Genomic DNA, 15115 nt, shown 5'->3' with positions numbered 1-15115 from the left:
GCCATAGTGCCCCCACCGCGCCTACGTGCCGGAAGCGGTGCGCATGACCGACCCTGCGCCACTATCGGTGAGCGGCGGCGGGAGGTATCGTGCCGCGTAGGTTTCTGCGTCGAGGGAGCAAAGCCATGCTGGTCGTGACAACCGAGAACGTTCCTGGCCATCAAGTGGTGCAGGTGAAGGGGCAGGTGTTCGGCGTCGTGGTGCGCAGCCGCGGCATCGGCGGCAACGTGATGGCCGGACTGCGTTCGCTGGTGGGCGGTGAAATCCACGAATACACGCAAATGCTGGAAGAGGCCCGCCGCCACGCCCTCGACCGGCTGGTATCCAACGCCAAGGCGATGGGCGCGAACGCGGTGGTGATGATGCGCTTCGACTCCGCCGAAATCGGCCAGACCATGAGCGAGATCGTGGCCTACGGCACCGCCGTGGTGCTCGATCCGCCGACCTGAGGCAGGCTATGTTGCCTAGGGTGTTGTACGTGCTGGGCGGGTTGTTCCTGCTCGGCGCCGGCATCGCCGCGTTGACCGGCGTGCTCGTGGTATTGCTGCCGCAGTTGCTGTTCGGCGGCCTGCTGCTGGTGGTCGGCCTGGCGATCGAGCGCTGGCGCTACAAGCCGCTGCTGCGCAGCGGGCCGGACCCGCGCTGGAAAGACACCGGCGAACGTTTCGTCGATCCGGGCAGTGGGCGGCTTACTGCGGTGTATTTCGATGCGGAGCTTGGCGAACGCCACTATGTGGTGGTCGATGAAACGGTCCGGGTGCGTTAAGGATGCTCTGATCAATGCTACGTAGGCGTCACCGGCTCTGTCTGTTCGCAGACCATAGGTTCGTCGGCGAAGGCAGACTGGCCGTCTGTCGAGACGACGGACCGAAGGGATGCGGACAGACAGAGCCGGCCCCAACATATTCAATTTAAAGCGACGGGGTGATGACCAGAAGGCTCGCAGAGCGCGCCGCGCGGCTTGGCAAGACGGCCAGTCTTCCCGGCGCCGCACAACACACTCTGCGAGCCTTCTGGTCATCATGCCGCCTGCGTAGCATTGATCAGAGCATCCTTAACGCGCGGCTATCGGACCATTGGCTAGGATCGGCGTCCGATCCGATGAACTGAATATCCAGGAGTAACCATGCCATCAGGAAATCCGGTACTGCGCAACAAGGCGTTCCAGGGGCTGCCGGTCACCGGCGAGCGCATGACCATGAACGGCACCGTGGCACGCACCGCCCTGTTGCTGGTGCTGGCGGTCATCACCGGCGGCTGGACCTGGCAGCGCTTCGCCGATGTGGCCGCGGGTGGTGACATCGGCGCGGCCATGGCGGCGATCAGTCCCTTCATGTGGGGTGGCTTGCTGGCCGGCCTGGTGCTGGCGCTTATCACCAGCTTCATGCCGCGTTGGGCCGGCATCGGCGCGCCCTTGTATGCGATCGCGGAAGGTTTTGCGCTCGGCGGCATGTCGGCGCTGATGGAACTTCGCTTTCCCGGCATCGTGCTGCAGGCAGTGATGCTGACCGTGGGCGTGCTGGCGGTGATGCTGCTGGTGTATCGCGCGGGCTGGATCAAGGTCACCGACAAGTTCCGCATGGGCGTGGTGGCTGCCACCGGCGGCATTGCGTTGTTATACGTGGCGGACATGGCGCTGCGTGCGTTCACCCATATCCAGATTCCCTTTATCCACGACACCGGTGCGATGGGCATCGGCTTCAGCCTGCTGGTGGTGGGATTGGCGGCGTTCAACCTCGTGCTCGATTTCGACATGATCGACCGTGCCGCGCAACAGGGCGCGCCGAAGTACATGGAGTGGTACGGCGCGTTCGCGCTGATGGTCACGCTGGTGTGGCTGTATATGGAATTGCTGCGGCTGTTGTCGAAGGCTCGTCGCTAAGCTTTCGTTTTCCCCTCGGCAGAGAATCGAATCGCCAGCTTTTCTTCCTCTCCCCTCCGGGGAGAGGATTGAGGTGAGGGGACAACCTCGCCCGATTTTCCATTCGAGCGCGTTTCGGACCCTATTTCGCAAATAGGCTTCCTGGTCCCAATCCTCTCTCCAAGCCAGAGCGGAACAAGCCCGCAGCAATGCTACGCTTGGCGTTTTTCCGGCAGCACGGATGGGTATGACGAAAGAGGCGGGCCGTGGACATGCCTTGCTGGTCGGGGCGGGCATTCTGTGCAGCCGCCTGTTCGGGCTGGCGCGGCAGCGGGTGTTTTCCCATTATTTTGGCCTTTCCGACGCGGCGGACATTTTCAGCGCCGCGTTGCGCGTGCCCAACTTCTTGCAGAACCTGTTCGGCGAAGGCGTGCTATCGGCGTCGTTCATTCCGGTGTATGCGCGCCTGCTGGCGCAGCATAAGCAGGAAGATGCCGATCGCCTCGCAGGAGCCATCGCGGCGGTGCTGGCGCTGCTGATTTCGGTGATCGTCGCGCTGGGCGTGCTGGCGACGCCATACCTGCTCTGGCTGATCGCGCCCGGCTATACCGGCGAAAAACGCGCGCTGACCATCCTGATCGTGCGCATCCTGTTTCCCGGTACCGGCATCCTGGTGTGGTCGGCCTGGTGCCTGGGCATCCTCAATAGCCATCACAAGTTTTTCCTTTCGTATGCGGCGCCGGTGGTCTGGAACCTATCGATGATCCTGACCATGCTGGCGTTCCGCCACCTGGATGCCGACCGCCTGATCGTGTACCTGGCCTGGGGCACGGTGCTGGGTTGCCTGCTGCAATTCCTGGTGCAGCTGGGGCCGGTACTGAAGCTGGTGCCCGGCATGCGCCTGCGATTCGATCTGCGCAGCGCGCATGTAAAGCAAGTGGGCGGCAGTTTCCTCGGCGTGGCGGTGGGCCGCGGCGTGGTGCAGATCAGCGCGTTCGTGGATCAGGCCATTTCCACCTTGCTGGGCAGTGGCGCGATCGCTGGCATGACCACGGCGTCGTCCATCAACCTGCTGCCGGTAAGCCTGTTCGGCATGGCGATTTCCGCATCCGAACTGCCGACGCTTTCGCGCATGGCGGGCGATGAAGTCGATGCCGAAGTGGCGGGTAAATTGTCCGCGCGGCTCAACGGTGGGCTGGAGCGCATCGCGTTCTTCATCGTGCCTTCGTCGATGGCGTTCTTTGCCTTGGGCAATGTAGTGGTGGCCGCGCTTTATCAATCCGGCGCCTTCACCAGCAAGGATTCGCGTTATGTATGGGCGATCCTGGCCGGTTCCGGCGTAGGCTTGCTGGCTTCTACCTTCGGACGGCTTTACGCCTCTACGTATTACGCCATGCGCGATACGCGCACGCCGCTGCGCTTCGCGCTGGTGCGCTTGGCCTTTACGGCCGTGCTGGGCCTGGCCAGTGCGTTGTTGCTGCCCGGATGGCTGGGCGTCCCGGCGCAGTGGGGCGCGGTCGGCCTGACCGCGTCGGCTGGCGTGGCTGGCTGGATCGAGTTCCATCTCTTGCGCAGCAAGTTGAATAAGAAGCTCGGGCCCACCGGCGTGCCGGCGTCGATGATGGCCAAGCTATGGACCTCGGCGCTGGCAGCGGCCCTGGCCGCGTGCCTCGTCGAGCACTACCTGCCGGATCACGGGCCGATCATGACGGCGGCGTTCGTGCTGTCCGCATACGGCATCGCTTATTTCACCATCACCTATTTGCTGCGCATCAAGGTCTGCGTGGAAGTGATCGGCAAGCTTCTGCGTCGCGTTACCGGCCGCAGGTTGGGCTGAGCGCAGCGCCTAGCGGCGAAGATTGCTGCGCGCCAGGTCGATCAGTTCGTCGCCACGACCGTTCATGACCGTGCGCAATGCCCACAAGCTGAAGCCTTTCATCTGTTCCACTTGAATCTTCGGCGGCATCGACAGTTCCTGCCGGTTGGTCACCACATCGACCAGCGCCGGCCCACGGTGCGCGAACGCATCGCGCACTGCGCTTTCCAGCTCGCCCGGATCTTCGACCCGCACGCCATATATGCCGGCGGCGCGGGCGAGGGCGGAGAAATCGGGGTTATCCAGGCTGACGCCGGTCGGCAGGAAGCCGGACGCTTTCATTTCGAGTTCGACGAAGCCGAGCGTACCGTTATTGAACACCACGATCTTCACCGGCAGCTGATGTTGCACCAGGGTAAGCAAGTCACCCATCAGCATGGCGAAGCCGCCATCGCCGGACAGGCTGACGATTTGCCGCGAAGGATAGGCGGTTTGCGCACCGATTGCTTGCGGCATCGCATTGGCCATCGAGCCGTGCACGAACGAACCGAGCAGCCGGCGCTTGCCATTCATGTGCAGGTAGCGAGCCGCCCAGATGGTTGGCGTGCCGACGTCGCAGGTGAAGACGGCATCGTCGCTGGCGATATCGCTGACCACCTTGGCGACGTACTGCGGATGGATCGGCTTGCTGCCGGGCTTGCCGACGGCGAGATCGTTGAGACCTTCGCGCGCCTTCTTGTAATGCGCCAGGCTTTGCTTCAAATGCGTGTTGTCGCCGGCAGCTTTCAATCGCGGCAACAAGGCGGCGAGCGTGGCGCCTACCTCGCCGACCAGGCCGAGGTCGAGATGGCAGCGGCGCCCGAGGTTTTCCGCGCGCAGGTCGATCTGGCAGATTTTCGCGTGGTCCGGAAAAAACTGGCGATAGGGGAAATCGGTACCGAGCAGCAGCAAGGTGTCGCAGTTCATCATGGCTTCGTAGCCGGAGCTGAAGCCGATCAGGCCAGTCATGCCCACGTCGTAGGGGTTGTCCCATTCGACGTGCTCCTTGCCGCCCAGCGCGTGCACCACCGGTGCCTGCAAGGTTTCGGCCAGCTTGACCACTTCGTCATGCGCACCGGCGCAACCGCGTCCGCAGAACAAGGTGACTTTGCGGCCGTTGCCGAGCAACGCGGCAAGTTGATCCAGCTGGGCATCGGCGGGTATCACCCTGGGCGCCGCGGGCAACAGGCTGGCCGCGGTGGCGACCGGTCCGCTGGCTTCGCTCAAGGCCACGTCGCCCGGAATCACCAGCACGGAAACGCCGCGTTGTCCTACCGCCGTGCGAATGGCGATCTCCACGGCGCGATGGATCTGCGACGCGCTGCTGACCAGCTCGCAGTAATGGCTGCACTCGCGAAACAGGTTCTGCGGATGCGTCTCCTGGAAATAGCCGGAACCGATTTCCACCGAGGGAATGTGCGCCGCGATCGCCAGCACCGGCGTGCGTGAGCGCTGCGCATCGTAAAGGCCATTGATCAGATGCAGGTTGCCCGGCCCGCATGAGCCGGCGCATACCGCCAGTTCGCCGGTGAGTTGCGCTTCGGCGCCGGCGGCAAAGGCGGCTGCCTCTTCGTGCCGGTAATGGATCCACTGCAGGTCCCGGCGTTGGCGCAGCGATTCGGTGATGCCGTTGAGGCTGTCGCCGACCAGGCCGTGGATACGTTTCACGCCAGCGTGCGCCAGCGTTTCAACCAGCACATCGGCAACGTTGCGGATACTCATGGCGCAGTTCCTTGCGTGAACCAGGCAAGGCGGTCATCTTGGCAAAGCGTTGCTTTGATTTCCGTAAAGGCAGCGGCGGACGTCAAAAACCAGGTCACCCGGTTGCGCACGGTCCAGACAGGATCAGCGCTTGCCGATCACCATGGGCTCCGGTTCCAGCGTTACGCCGAAGCGCTCGCGGACACCTTCGATCACCCGTTGCGCAAAGTCCCATAGTTCCTCGCCGCTGGCTTTCCCATGATTGACCAGCACCAGCGCATGGCGGTTGGAAATGCCGGCATCGCCCTCGCGCAGCCCCTTGAAGCCGGCCGCTTCGATCAGCCAGGCGGCGGACAACTTCCAGCGTGCATCGTTGCCGGGCCATGCGACCAGGGCGGCATGCTCGCGCTTGAGTGTTTCGCCTTGCACGGCATCGACGAGCGGATTTTTGAAGAAGCTGCCGGCATTGCCGATGACCGCCGGGTCGGGCAGTTTGCGCGTGCGCAGGTGCACCACGGCTTCGGCGACATGAAACGGCGCGGGTTTGTCCACGCCCATGCGTGCCAGTTCTTCGCGGATGCCGGCGTAATCCAGCCGCAAGGCGTGCTGTCGAGGCAGGGCGAAGCGCACGGCGGTAACGATGAAGCGGTCCGCTTCGCGCTTGAACAGCGAATCACGATAGGCGAAGGCGCAGTCGGTGCGATCCAGCGTCACCACGTGTCGCTCGATCCGGTCCCAGGCTTCCACGCTCTCGATGAATTCGGCCACTTCGGTGCCATAGGCCCCGATGTTCTGGATCGGCGCCGCACCGACCGTGCCCGGGATCAGGATCAGGTTTTCCAGGCCGGCAAAGCCTTGCCCCAGCGTCCAGCGCACGAAATCGTCCCAACGCTCGCCGGCAGCGACAGCAATGCGTGCTAGGTCGCCATCCTGTTCGACGTGCACGCCGCGCGTTTCCATCGCCAGCACGGTGCCGTCAACATCGCCGGTCAACAGGATGTTGCTGCCTTCGCCCAGCACCAGCAGGCGACCATGGCCGACGGCGGGAAAGTCGAGCAGCTCCGGCAGCTTGCTGGCATCGCGCACTTCGGCCAGCAGTTTCGCGCGCGCGGCCACGCGCAGGGTGTTGCGCGTAAGCAGCGGCGCATGTTCGATCAGCGTATAGCCGCCCATGTCCACGCGCTCAACCGCCATCGCGCGATTCCTGCTGGCGGCGGATTTCGTTCGCGCATTCGGCGATCAACGCCGGACCGCGGTAGATCAGGCCGGAATAGATTTGCACCAGCGCGGCGCCAGCTGCGAGTTTTTCCGCGGCATGGTCGCCTTCGAGAATGCCGCCCACGCCGATGAGGCCGATGCGGCCGCCCAGCCGGCGGTGCATGCCGCGCACGACGTCGGTCGAGCGCGCCAGCAATGGTCTGCCGGACAGTCCGCCGGTCTCGTTGCCCAGGGGATCGTCGGCAACGGTGCGATGGTCGATGGTGGTATTGGTGCAGATCACGCCGTCGATACCGGTGCTCAGCAGGACCTCGGCAATGCTGTCCAGCTCGGCTTCGCCCAGGTCCGGGGCAATTTTCAGCAGCATCGGCTTGCGCTTGCCTTGCTGGGAGCCGAGCCGCTCCTGCGTTTCGCGCAGTATTTCGATAAAGCGGCGCAAGGTCGCTTCTTCCTGCAGGTCGCGCAGTCCCTTGGTGTTGGGCGAGGAGATGTTCACCGTGATGTAGCTGGCATGCGCATACACGCGCTCCAGGCAGAACAGGTAATCGTCCGCCGCCTTTTCGTTGGGCGTGTCCTTGTTCTTGCCGATATTGATGCCCAGCACGCCGCGATAGCTGGACTTCTGCACGTTGCGCACCAGCGCATCCACGCCTTCGTTATTGAAGCCCATGCGATTGATGATGGCTTCATGTTGTGGCAGGCGGAACAGGCGAGGGCGATCGTTGCCAAGCTGCGGACGCGGGGTCACCGTGCCCACTTCGATAAAGCCGAAACCCAGCGCGCCCAGCGCATCCAGGTGCGCGGCATTTTTATCCAGGCCGGCCGCAAGCCCGACCGGGTTCGGAAAACGCAGGCCGAACGCCTCGGTGGGTAAATCCGGTGGCGGCGCGGCGACGAAATGCCCTAGCCCGCTGCGATGGGCCACATCCAGGCCATAAAGGGTAAGCCCATGCGCGGTCTCGGCATCGAGCTTGAACAGCAACGGGCGAATCCAGTCGTACATCAGGACATCTCGCCAAGGTAAACGCGGGTGTCGTAGTCGAAGCTGATCTTGCCGTCGACCTGGCAGGCATCGAACAGCATGCGCAAAGCCTCGATCATCGGCGCGTGCTTGGGATGGCCGGCTTTCGGCGCATAGGAGGACGACATCAATCGTCCGCGCAAGGCATCGAAATCGAGCAATTGGCCATGATCGAAATGAGCGGTGCCGCGCCAGCCCGCGCCGAACCACTCGCGCATGCGCGGCTCGTCGGCATAGCGCTCGGCCACGCTGGTGTAGTCCGTGCCATAGGTTTGCAGCAGTGCTTCATAGCCTTCCAGGAACGGCGTGCCGGTAAGCCGGCGCGAATTCCAGTAGATGGCGGCGAGGCCGCCCGGGCGCAGGATGCGCTGGAATTCGCGGCGCGTGCTGGCCGGGTCAAACCAATGGAACGCCTGTGCCACCGAAACGAGATCGACGCTGGCGTCGTCCAGCGTGGTGGCATCGGCACGTCCGTCCACCGCGCGAAAGCGCGCATGGCTGGCCAGCCACGCCAGTGCGGCCTCGCGCATGGCGGCATTCGGTTCGACCGCGATGACGCTATGGCCGGCATCCAGGAACAGCTTGCTGGAGATGCCGGTGCCGGCGCCTACGTCGGCCACCTTCCAGTCGGGCGTTACACCTTGCGCGTGGTGCAGCCAGTCGAGCAGGGCGGTCGGGTAGGTGGGTCGGTAACGGACGTAGTCGGCGACGCGATCGCTGAAGCGTTCAGTGCTGCGCAGGTTATTCATAGGGTTTATCCATTCAGCAGCTGGCCGCCGTCGACGCACAGCGTCTGTCCGGTGATCCAGCTGGCCCAGGGCGAGGACAGGAACAAGGCGGCGTGCGCCACTTCTTCCGGCGTGCCGTAGCGGCCGAACGGAATTTTCGCCAGCACGGTGGCGTAGCGCACGGGATCTTCGCGCTTGCAGCGATCCCATAGCCCGCCCTCGAAATCGATCGAACCCGGCGCGACGGCGTTGACGCGAATGCGCTGCGCGGCCAGCGACAAGGCCTGCGAGGTGGTGTAGTGGCACAGAGCGGCTTTCATCGCGCCATAAGCGGCGCCATGGGGACGTGGCCGCAGCCCGGCGATCGAGCTGGTGTGCAGGATGCTGGCGTGCGGAGAGGCAGACAAATACGGCAATGCAGCGCGCGAAGCACGCACGGCCGCCATCAGGTCGACATGGAAGTCGGCCAGCCACGCCTCGTCGCTGTCATCAGGACCATAGCCGGTGGCGTTGTTGACCAGCACGTCGATGCCGCCGAGCGCTTGCGCGGCACTGGCGATGTATGCAGCGATGGCGGTTGCGTCACGCAGGTCGCAGGATTGCCGGTGCGCGGTGACGCCATGCGCGGCGATCGCCTCGGCCGTTTCATCCAGCGCGTCGTGTCCGCGCGCGCAGATCGACACGGCGGCGCCGGCAGCGGCAAAGGCCAGTGCCATGCCGCGCCCGATGCCCTTGCTGCCGCCGGCGATGACGATGCGATAACCGCGAAAATCGAACGGAGCGGATGGTGCGGGCGAGGTCATGCCACAGTCCTTCTTGAAGATATCCAGGCTCCTTCCAAGGAGTACTAAGGAGCCTGGACGGCGCCGCCAGGGAGGCGAACAGGAAGCAGGATGCGGGAACCATCTTGCGACAAGGCAGCGGCGGCGAGCATGGTCCCTGACCCGCATCCTCTCCCCGTGGGAGAGAGAGGATGCAAAGCCGCCTCAGAGATCGAACTTGATGCCCTGCGCCAGCGGCAGCGAATCCGAATAGTTGATGGTGTTGGTCTGCCGGCGCATGTAGACCTTCCATGCGTCCGAACCGGATTCGCGCCCGCCGCCGGTTTCCTTCTCGCCGCCGAACGCACCGCCGATCTCGGCGCCGGACGTACCGATATTGACGTTGGCGATCCCGCAATCCGAGCCCGCCGCGGACAGGTACTGCTCGGCCGCCTTCAAGTTCTGCGTGAAGATCGACGAGGACAAGCCCTGCGGCACGCTGTTTTGCAGCTCGATGGCTTCGTCCAGCGTCTTGAACGGCATCACGTACAGGATCGGCGCGAAGGTTTCCGTCTGCACCACTTCGTCGCTGTTGTGCAGGCCGGTGACGATGGCCGGCAGCACGAAGTTGCCCTTGCGGTCGGTGAGCGCGGCGCCGCCGGTACGTACCGTACCGCCGCTGGCCTTGGCCTTCTCGATGGCGGAAAGATACGCGCTGACGGCTTCCTTGCTGTTGAGCGGCCCCATCAGCGTGGTCGCCAGCGTGGGATCGCCGATCTTGCTTTCCACTTGCTTGTAAGCGGCGACCAGCTTGTCGGTGACCTCGCCGATGATCGACTCATGCACGAACAGCCGGCGCGTGGTGGTGCAGCGCTGGCCGGCGGTGCCGACCGCGCCGAACACGATCGCCGGGATCGCCAGCTTCAGGTCCGCGCTTTCGTCCACGATGATGGCGTTGTTACCGCCCAGTTCCAGCAGCGAACGGCCCATGCGATGGGCCACGCGCTCGCCGACCAGGCGGCCGACCTTGGTCGAGCCGGTAAAGCTGATCAGCGGAATGCGCCGGTCGTCCACGAATGCCTGCGAGAGCTCGGTGCCGGCATCGTTGAACAGGAAGAACAGGTCCGGATAGCCGCCGGCCTTCAGCGCCTCGTTGCAGATCTTCATTGTCGCGATCGCCGACAACGGCGTCTTCGGCGATGGCTTCCAGATGCAGATGTCGCCGCAGATCGCGGCCAGCATCGCATTCCACGCCCATACCGCCACCGGGAAATTGAACGCGCTGATGATGCCCACGATGCCCAGCGGCTGGTACTGCTCATACATGCGATGGCCGGGCCGTTCCGAATGCATGGTGTAGCCGTAGAGCATGCGGCTCTGGCCCACGGCGAAATCGGCGATGTCGATCATCTCCTGCACTTCGCCGTCGCCCTCGGGCTTGATCTTGCCCATCTCCAGCGCGACCAGCGAACCGAGTGCATCCTTGTGCTTGCGCAACGCTTCGCCGCACAGGCGCACGGCCTCGCCACGCTGCGGGGCGGGCGTGATGCGCCACACCTTGAAGGCTTCCTGCGCACGCTTGACGATGGTTTCGTAATCGGCGGCGCTGGAAGCGTGTACCGTCCCGATCACCTCGCCGGTGGCCGGGTTCAACGGCTGCAGCGTGCCGGCGCCGGTGTGCCGCGACCATTCGCCCTTGCCGAGATAGGTGCCCGACTGCTCGCCGCTAAGACCGAGCGCCTTGAGGATTTCGTGGGACATGCGTGCTCCTGAGCCTGGCGCCTGATGGCGCTTGAATGGGGAAATTCCCATTCTATCAGGCATGTAGTTCCGGGCGTGCCGCCGTACCGGCGCCCGCCGCGCCAGCGCGATCCATAGCAAATCGCCGTCCACCGGCTTGTCCTCTTCGCACCGCGTGTCCGTGGAAGCAGCCCGGGGCGGCATATGGCGCGTGAACGTTCACTTCAACGCCCGCCCCGGTTTGGCAGATTACCCTCTTCACTGATAAGGGATGAGGCATGACGCAACGCAATATCGGAACAGCCTTTTCCGAACTGAGCCAAAAGGAGTGCCGCGCGGTGCGGCGAGCGCTGGAGCGTTGCAAGGATCGCCACAAGGCCATCCATGAAGCGCGCAAGGCCGTCCGTCGTCTGCGAAGCATTTTGTCCTTGACCAGAGGCGATTTGGGCGACCAGGCCGAACCCATCGACAAAGCATTGAAACGCTTTGGGGATGGGCTCTCCTCCCTCCGTGATGCCACGGCGGTGATTGCTTCGGCGAAGTACATGGCCAAAAAGAAGAAAAATGGCGTCTGGCCTGAACTGGTCGCGCGACTTGAAACAGAACGGGATTCCCTGCTTGAAGCGGCGTTGCAAAAAGATCCCGATTTTCAAAAACGCCAGAAGCGGATTGACCGGCTCTCCCATGCAATCGAGCAATTGCCTTGGGCAAAGATCCGAAAGAAGTCGGTCGATGCCGTGCTCAAGAAGTCCGGCAAACGTGTCGAGAAGGCGCAACGCAAGTTCGAACAAGCCCCCAGGCCGGCACGCTTGCACAGCTGGCGTCGCCGGGTTCGCCGGCAACGGATGCAATTACAAACATGGCATAAGGTGGCCAATCATGCGGGGCATGACCTGCATCATCGTATTCGCACGCTTTCCAGGCTCTCCGATGCGCTTGGCTGGCGGCAAGACCTTCAAGTGCTTCGCAGCCATGTCCGTCACAGCGCGGAGGGCGATGAGCTATCTCAACTGATGTCGGATATTCGAGAAGCGATGCAACACGCAAGCCTCTGATCCTTGCGGAGTGCGACGCGGTTTCGCGTTCATGGGGAAGAACGATGGTTCAGTTGTAAAGACGGCGCTGTTGTTCGTCTTCACGCCGTGAACGGGCATCCCCGCACCAGCTGATGAGCGCATGCGTGGTTGCGGATGAGGGGGCTGCGCGCCCAACCGGCATCCACCTGCGGACCATCACGATCAGTCGAAAAACTCGGCGCATTCCCAGCTTCCCCTGACGAAGTTTTGCAGCCTAAGCGTCGGCATCCCCAAACGGTATAGGAGTTTTTCTGGCTTTCCTGGGCCTGACGCTTTAATCGATGGCATGTTTGCTACATCGGTAAATCGGGGAAAATCCTGTAGTCGAAGCAAGCGCACCAGCAGGCGCCCTGGTATGGCGTGGCATCGAACTTTTGGTCCAAGGCTGACACGGAGGGCGTCCATCACGACGGAGGTGCGGCCCAGGTTCCTTCGCTTTGCTTTCGTCCCGGTCATGGTGTCAGGTATCCTTGACCGCGTCAGGCATGCCTTAACCCTGAAAGTGTCCCCGTAGCTCAGCTGGATAGAGCGGCTTCCTCCTAAGCAAATTAATTGTCAAGCGCCCATTTCGTATGTTTGGTTTGATGCAGTACAAAGGCAAGGGCAAATGATGAATACGTTTGCTGATCCCTTGTCAGCAAGCGAGGTTGGAACTATTTCTAAACACGTAGCCAAGTGGGTTTGGCGATAGTTCAAAAGGCCTTCTCAGGAAGTGTTGAAAAAGCGACAGGAAGCCCGTGAGCGTGGCTGGGCAACGCTTAGAAAAAGGGTGAATCCACGCTTCAAAGAGTGCTTAGTGCGAAGGGAAGCCCAAAGGAAATTGCCTTGAAGACAGGGCTCTCTGAGCGCCGTGTTCCGTGACCTTACCTTCGCAACGCAAGCCGGGCGCCTACGTAAGCAATACGGATTCGTCCGAAAGCCAGTGATGTGCGATGCCGAATACGTCCCGCATGTAGCGACACAGCGGCATCCAGTCACCGGTGAATGCGGTGTATCTCAGCCGCACTTCCCAACCGCAGCCGGAACACCAGAACATCTCATAGAGCGGAAAATACGTTTCGATGGACCGGCTCGACCGGAGAATGGCGTTGAACAGGATCCGGCTGGTGCGGCCGTTGCCATCCATGAAGGGATGACAATTGGTGATGGTGACCATGGCGATCAGGGCGCACAGCAGCGGATGGGTCACGACATGACGTCGCAGATATCCGTGCAGCTCGGCGATTCGTGGCAGCACCTTGCCGACGTGCGCAAACCTGACTTTTGCGCCGCTTGCATCGGCGACCAGATAAACCGCTTTGGTTCGAAAACCCGTGCTTGTGCCGGTTGCTGATTGTGCGATCCGGCCGATCAGATCCAGAAAATTCTTTGGATCCGCCGAGGCCAGGGATGCCTCGACCAGCGGCAGAACATCTTCCAGGATGTGTGCTTCCCGAAATGACCGGCCTGGCTTGAAGGCCGCTGAAGCATCGTTCTTCATCGCCACCGCAGACAACTCGTGCCAGAGCACCTCCCAGCAGGGATCAAGCTCCCCAAGGCTTGGCCGGGCCGAGCCCGGCTTTCGCAACAACCTGGGCAGCAGCCGCCCGACAGGCCAATGTCTCATGGCCTGCACAGTCTCATCCCACGCTTCCAGCACCTGCCGCTCCAGCTCACCCGGCGAGGGAAGCGGAACCAGTGGCCGTTCGATGATCATCTTCGCGAGTCCGCGAACCTGAACGATCAGCCCGGTCGGGACCCAGCATCGTCCTTCGCGGCTTGAGCCGCTCCGGAAGACAAAGACGCAGCAGCCTCGATGACATCGGCGCCCTGCTTCACGTCCTGCTGCTCGGAACCATGCAGCGCCTGCTTGAAACCCTTGACTGCATTGCCGATATCCGGGCCCATCTTGGCCAATTTGCCGGTACCGAAAATAAGCAGCACGACGGTCAACAGAATCGCCCAGTGCCAGATACTGTCCATTCCCATATGCATTCCTCTCCGACTACGCGCAGACGTTCATGTAATCGCGGATGTCCCGCAAAACCGCCGGACGCGGCTCACACGGCGACCCTTCCACCGCATCCAGCAGATATTCGAAGAACCGGCGCCCCGACTTTTGATCGAGCAGGTTGGCCGATTCTATTTCGATCAACTTCGTCAGCTCATCCTCCGCAAGCTCCACTTCCTCGCCCGTCTTTCGGTTAAAGGAACTGAACGTGTCGAGGCTTTCCACCAGGGCCATCGGGCGTTCCAGGATATGAAACAGGTAGACCAGCCTTTCGGCCTCCGCGCCGATGACCTGCCTCACCTGATCACGATTTGCCGCATCCACGCTGGCACGCCGGAAGGCGTTGGTTCCGTAGATGCTGTGATACAAGCCCGCCAGACAGGTAACTTCCTCGCAGCCCCATTGGCGCAGGCGGTCCCGGGTGCCGCTCAAATGCTCATAGAGCGTACGGCCGCTGTGCGACTTTTCGCGCGTACCGATGGCGATGAGGAAATCGTCAGGATCCAGGGCCATGCGTCACCTCAGGCGGATTCGGCGCTCAACTGTGTCTTGATGACGACGGACACGCGCAGTTCCGGACACTCCCGGCTTGGCGCGTGCGCCATGTGCGGAATGGCACCATGGAAGCAGACCAGGCGCCCTGGGCGCGGATATACGGCGCGGATGATTTCGTCGTTGTGGCGCGAGAAAAACAGCGTCTCTCCCGACCAGTTTTTCCGCCACACGGGATGCGCGTAGTACAGCGTGGTGAAATAGTTTTCCTCGTCCGAGCTGTCGGTGTGCACGTAGCCTTCCACGCCAAAGGTGTGGCTGTTGGCGTAGACCCGAAGCGGTTCGTGGCCCTTGAGCAAACCGGTGGAAAGAAATTTCCACAGTTCCTGCACCGGTCCTGCGCTGGGATTTTGCTGCAACTCCTCTTCGCAACTTTTCCGGCTGCTGCCATCGCCGCCGGCGAAGTGGGCGTGCCAGAAGCAAAAGCGATCCTGGCGCTTGTTGGACCGCCAGCCGTATCGCCAGATCGGCTGCTGGATGAGATGGGTCAGTGACTGCTGCAGAGAGTCGGGAACAAGATCATCGTAGGTCAGCACTTCATCACGATCGATCAACATGGCTTTGGCATCCCTATCAGGCAAATGTTAGAAAATTCCGGAGAACGCTGGTGTG

The 15115-nt window shown here is 62.5% G+C and carries 15 protein-coding genes; 5 read left to right on the top strand and 10 right to left on the bottom strand.

The genetic code is table 11. The features are described from left to right. Window positions 1-125 precede the first annotated feature (125 nt). From ISP15_RS12925 to murJ, 4 genes are all read left to right on the top strand, one after another. Window positions 126-449, top strand: coding sequence for a YbjQ family protein (locus tag ISP15_RS12925; protein ID WP_192678064.1), 324 nt, complete (start codon window positions 126-128; stop codon window positions 447-449). Between the two features lie 8 nt (window positions 450-457). Next, the gene (locus ISP15_RS12920) at window positions 458-766 is read left to right on the top strand and encodes a hypothetical protein (RefSeq protein ID WP_404547939.1); all 309 of its coding nucleotides are present in this window, start codon (window positions 458-460) and stop codon (window positions 764-766) included. A gap of 360 nt (window positions 767-1126) precedes the next feature. Next, window positions 1127-1882, top strand: a complete 756-nt coding sequence (locus ISP15_RS12915; RefSeq protein WP_404547938.1) for a Bax inhibitor-1/YccA family protein — start codon at window positions 1127-1129, stop codon at window positions 1880-1882. Between the two features lie 220 nt (window positions 1883-2102). After that, on the top strand, window positions 2103-3698 hold the full coding sequence (gene murJ / locus ISP15_RS12910; RefSeq protein WP_404547937.1) for a murein biosynthesis integral membrane protein MurJ: 1596 nt from the start codon (window positions 2103-2105) through the stop codon (window positions 3696-3698). Window positions 3699-3707: 9 nt separating this feature from the next. Here the strand turns inward: murJ and poxB are convergent, their stop codons facing one another. The 6 genes from poxB to amaB all read right to left on the bottom strand — a co-directional run bounded on the left by poxB (window position 3708) and on the right by amaB (window position 10906). Beyond that, a complete protein-coding gene (gene poxB, locus ISP15_RS12905) occupies window positions 3708-5438 on the bottom strand; it encodes a ubiquinone-dependent pyruvate dehydrogenase (RefSeq protein ID WP_404547936.1) in 1731 nt (576 codons plus the stop codon). A 123-nt stretch (window positions 5439-5561) separates the two neighbouring features. Further along, window positions 5562-6590, bottom strand: a complete 1029-nt coding sequence (murB, locus tag ISP15_RS12900) for a UDP-N-acetylmuramate dehydrogenase (protein ID WP_404547982.1) — start codon at window positions 6588-6590, stop codon at window positions 5562-5564. Window positions 6591-6600: 10 nt separating this feature from the next. After that, window positions 6601-7638: a quinone-dependent dihydroorotate dehydrogenase gene (locus ISP15_RS12895; RefSeq protein WP_404547935.1), complete on the bottom strand. Its 1038-nt coding sequence runs from the start codon at window positions 7636-7638 to the stop codon at window positions 6601-6603. After that, a complete protein-coding gene (locus ISP15_RS12890) occupies window positions 7638-8405 on the bottom strand; it encodes a class I SAM-dependent methyltransferase (protein WP_404547934.1) in 768 nt (255 codons plus the stop codon). Before ISP15_RS12890 ends, ISP15_RS12895 begins: the two co-directional genes overlap by 1 nt. Window positions 8406-8410: 5 nt before the next feature. Continuing rightward, window positions 8411-9187, bottom strand: coding sequence for an SDR family NAD(P)-dependent oxidoreductase (locus ISP15_RS12885; protein ID WP_404547933.1), 777 nt, complete (start codon window positions 9185-9187; stop codon window positions 8411-8413). A 183-nt stretch (window positions 9188-9370) separates the two neighbouring features. After that, on the bottom strand, window positions 9371-10906 hold the full coding sequence (gene amaB, locus ISP15_RS12880; protein WP_404547931.1) for an L-piperidine-6-carboxylate dehydrogenase: 1536 nt from the start codon (window positions 10904-10906) through the stop codon (window positions 9371-9373). A gap of 257 nt (window positions 10907-11163) precedes the next feature. On the opposite strand from amaB, the gene ISP15_RS12875 reads away from it, so the two are divergent. After that, window positions 11164-11940 (top strand): CHAD domain-containing protein, encoded by a 777-nt coding sequence (locus ISP15_RS12875; RefSeq protein ID WP_404547930.1) that lies wholly within the window; start codon window positions 11164-11166, stop codon window positions 11938-11940. Window positions 11941-12850: 910 nt separating this feature from the next. On the opposite strand, the gene ISP15_RS12870 is transcribed toward ISP15_RS12875, so the two are convergent. From ISP15_RS12870 to ISP15_RS12855, 4 genes are all read right to left on the bottom strand, one after another. Further along, on the bottom strand, window positions 12851-13657 hold the full coding sequence (locus tag ISP15_RS12870; RefSeq protein WP_404547929.1) for a Fic family protein: 807 nt from the start codon (window positions 13655-13657) through the stop codon (window positions 12851-12853). A 26-nt stretch (window positions 13658-13683) separates the two neighbouring features. After that, window positions 13684-13884 carry a twin-arginine translocase TatA/TatE family subunit gene (locus tag ISP15_RS12865; RefSeq protein ID WP_404547981.1) on the bottom strand — a complete coding sequence of 67 codons (201 nt, stop codon included), beginning with the start codon at window positions 13882-13884 and terminating at the stop codon, window positions 13684-13686. Between the two features lie 61 nt (window positions 13885-13945). Next, on the bottom strand, window positions 13946-14464 hold the full coding sequence (locus tag ISP15_RS12860; RefSeq protein ID WP_404547927.1) for a DUF6817 domain-containing protein: 519 nt from the start codon (window positions 14462-14464) through the stop codon (window positions 13946-13948). Window positions 14465-14472: 8 nt separating this feature from the next. Then, window positions 14473-15060 (bottom strand): 2OG-Fe(II) oxygenase, encoded by a 588-nt coding sequence (locus ISP15_RS12855; RefSeq protein WP_404547925.1) that lies wholly within the window; start codon window positions 15058-15060, stop codon window positions 14473-14475. Window positions 15061-15115: the final 55 nt, after the last annotated feature.

Origin of the sequence: Dyella jejuensis, from assembly GCF_044904675.1 — a bacterium.
Classification (GTDB): domain Bacteria; phylum Pseudomonadota; class Gammaproteobacteria; order Xanthomonadales; family Rhodanobacteraceae; genus Dyella_B; species Dyella_B jejuensis.
The sequence above is the reverse complement of the archived record's forward strand: the minus strand, read 5'-3'. Positions and strand labels throughout refer to the sequence as shown.

What these genes read in the sequence shown, in the direction of transcription:
- ISP15_RS12895 (WP_404547935.1), bottom strand. Translation starts at nt 7,638, where the DNA reads ATGTACGACTGGATTCGCCCGTTGCTGTTCAAGCTCGATGCCGAGACC.
- ISP15_RS12920 (WP_404547939.1), top strand. Translation starts at nt 458, where the DNA reads ATGTTGCCTAGGGTGTTGTACGTGCTGGGCGGGTTGTTCCTGCTCGGC.
- ISP15_RS12855 (WP_404547925.1), bottom strand. Translation starts at nt 15,060, where the DNA reads ATGTTGATCGATCGTGATGAAGTGCTGACCTACGATGATCTTGTTCCC.
- murB (WP_404547982.1), bottom strand. Translation starts at nt 6,590, where the DNA reads ATGGGCGGCTATACGCTGATCGAACATGCGCCGCTGCTTACGCGCAAC.
- ISP15_RS12925 (WP_192678064.1), top strand. Translation starts at nt 126, where the DNA reads ATGCTGGTCGTGACAACCGAGAACGTTCCTGGCCATCAAGTGGTGCAG.
- ISP15_RS12870 (WP_404547929.1), bottom strand. Translation starts at nt 13,657, where the DNA reads ATGATCATCGAACGGCCACTGGTTCCGCTTCCCTCGCCGGGTGAGCTG.
- ISP15_RS12915 (WP_404547938.1), top strand. Translation starts at nt 1,127, where the DNA reads ATGCCATCAGGAAATCCGGTACTGCGCAACAAGGCGTTCCAGGGGCTG.
- poxB (WP_404547936.1), bottom strand. Translation starts at nt 5,438, where the DNA reads ATGAGTATCCGCAACGTTGCCGATGTGCTGGTTGAAACGCTGGCGCAC.
- ISP15_RS12890 (WP_404547934.1), bottom strand. Translation starts at nt 8,405, where the DNA reads ATGAATAACCTGCGCAGCACTGAACGCTTCAGCGATCGCGTCGCCGAC.
- ISP15_RS12885 (WP_404547933.1), bottom strand. Translation starts at nt 9,187, where the DNA reads ATGACCTCGCCCGCACCATCCGCTCCGTTCGATTTTCGCGGTTATCGC.
- murJ (WP_404547937.1), top strand. Translation starts at nt 2,103, where the DNA reads ATGGGTATGACGAAAGAGGCGGGCCGTGGACATGCCTTGCTGGTCGGG.
- amaB (WP_404547931.1), bottom strand. Translation starts at nt 10,906, where the DNA reads ATGTCCCACGAAATCCTCAAGGCGCTCGGTCTTAGCGGCGAGCAGTCG.
- ISP15_RS12875 (WP_404547930.1), top strand. Translation starts at nt 11,164, where the DNA reads ATGACGCAACGCAATATCGGAACAGCCTTTTCCGAACTGAGCCAAAAG.
- ISP15_RS12860 (WP_404547927.1), bottom strand. Translation starts at nt 14,464, where the DNA reads ATGGCCCTGGATCCTGACGATTTCCTCATCGCCATCGGTACGCGCGAA.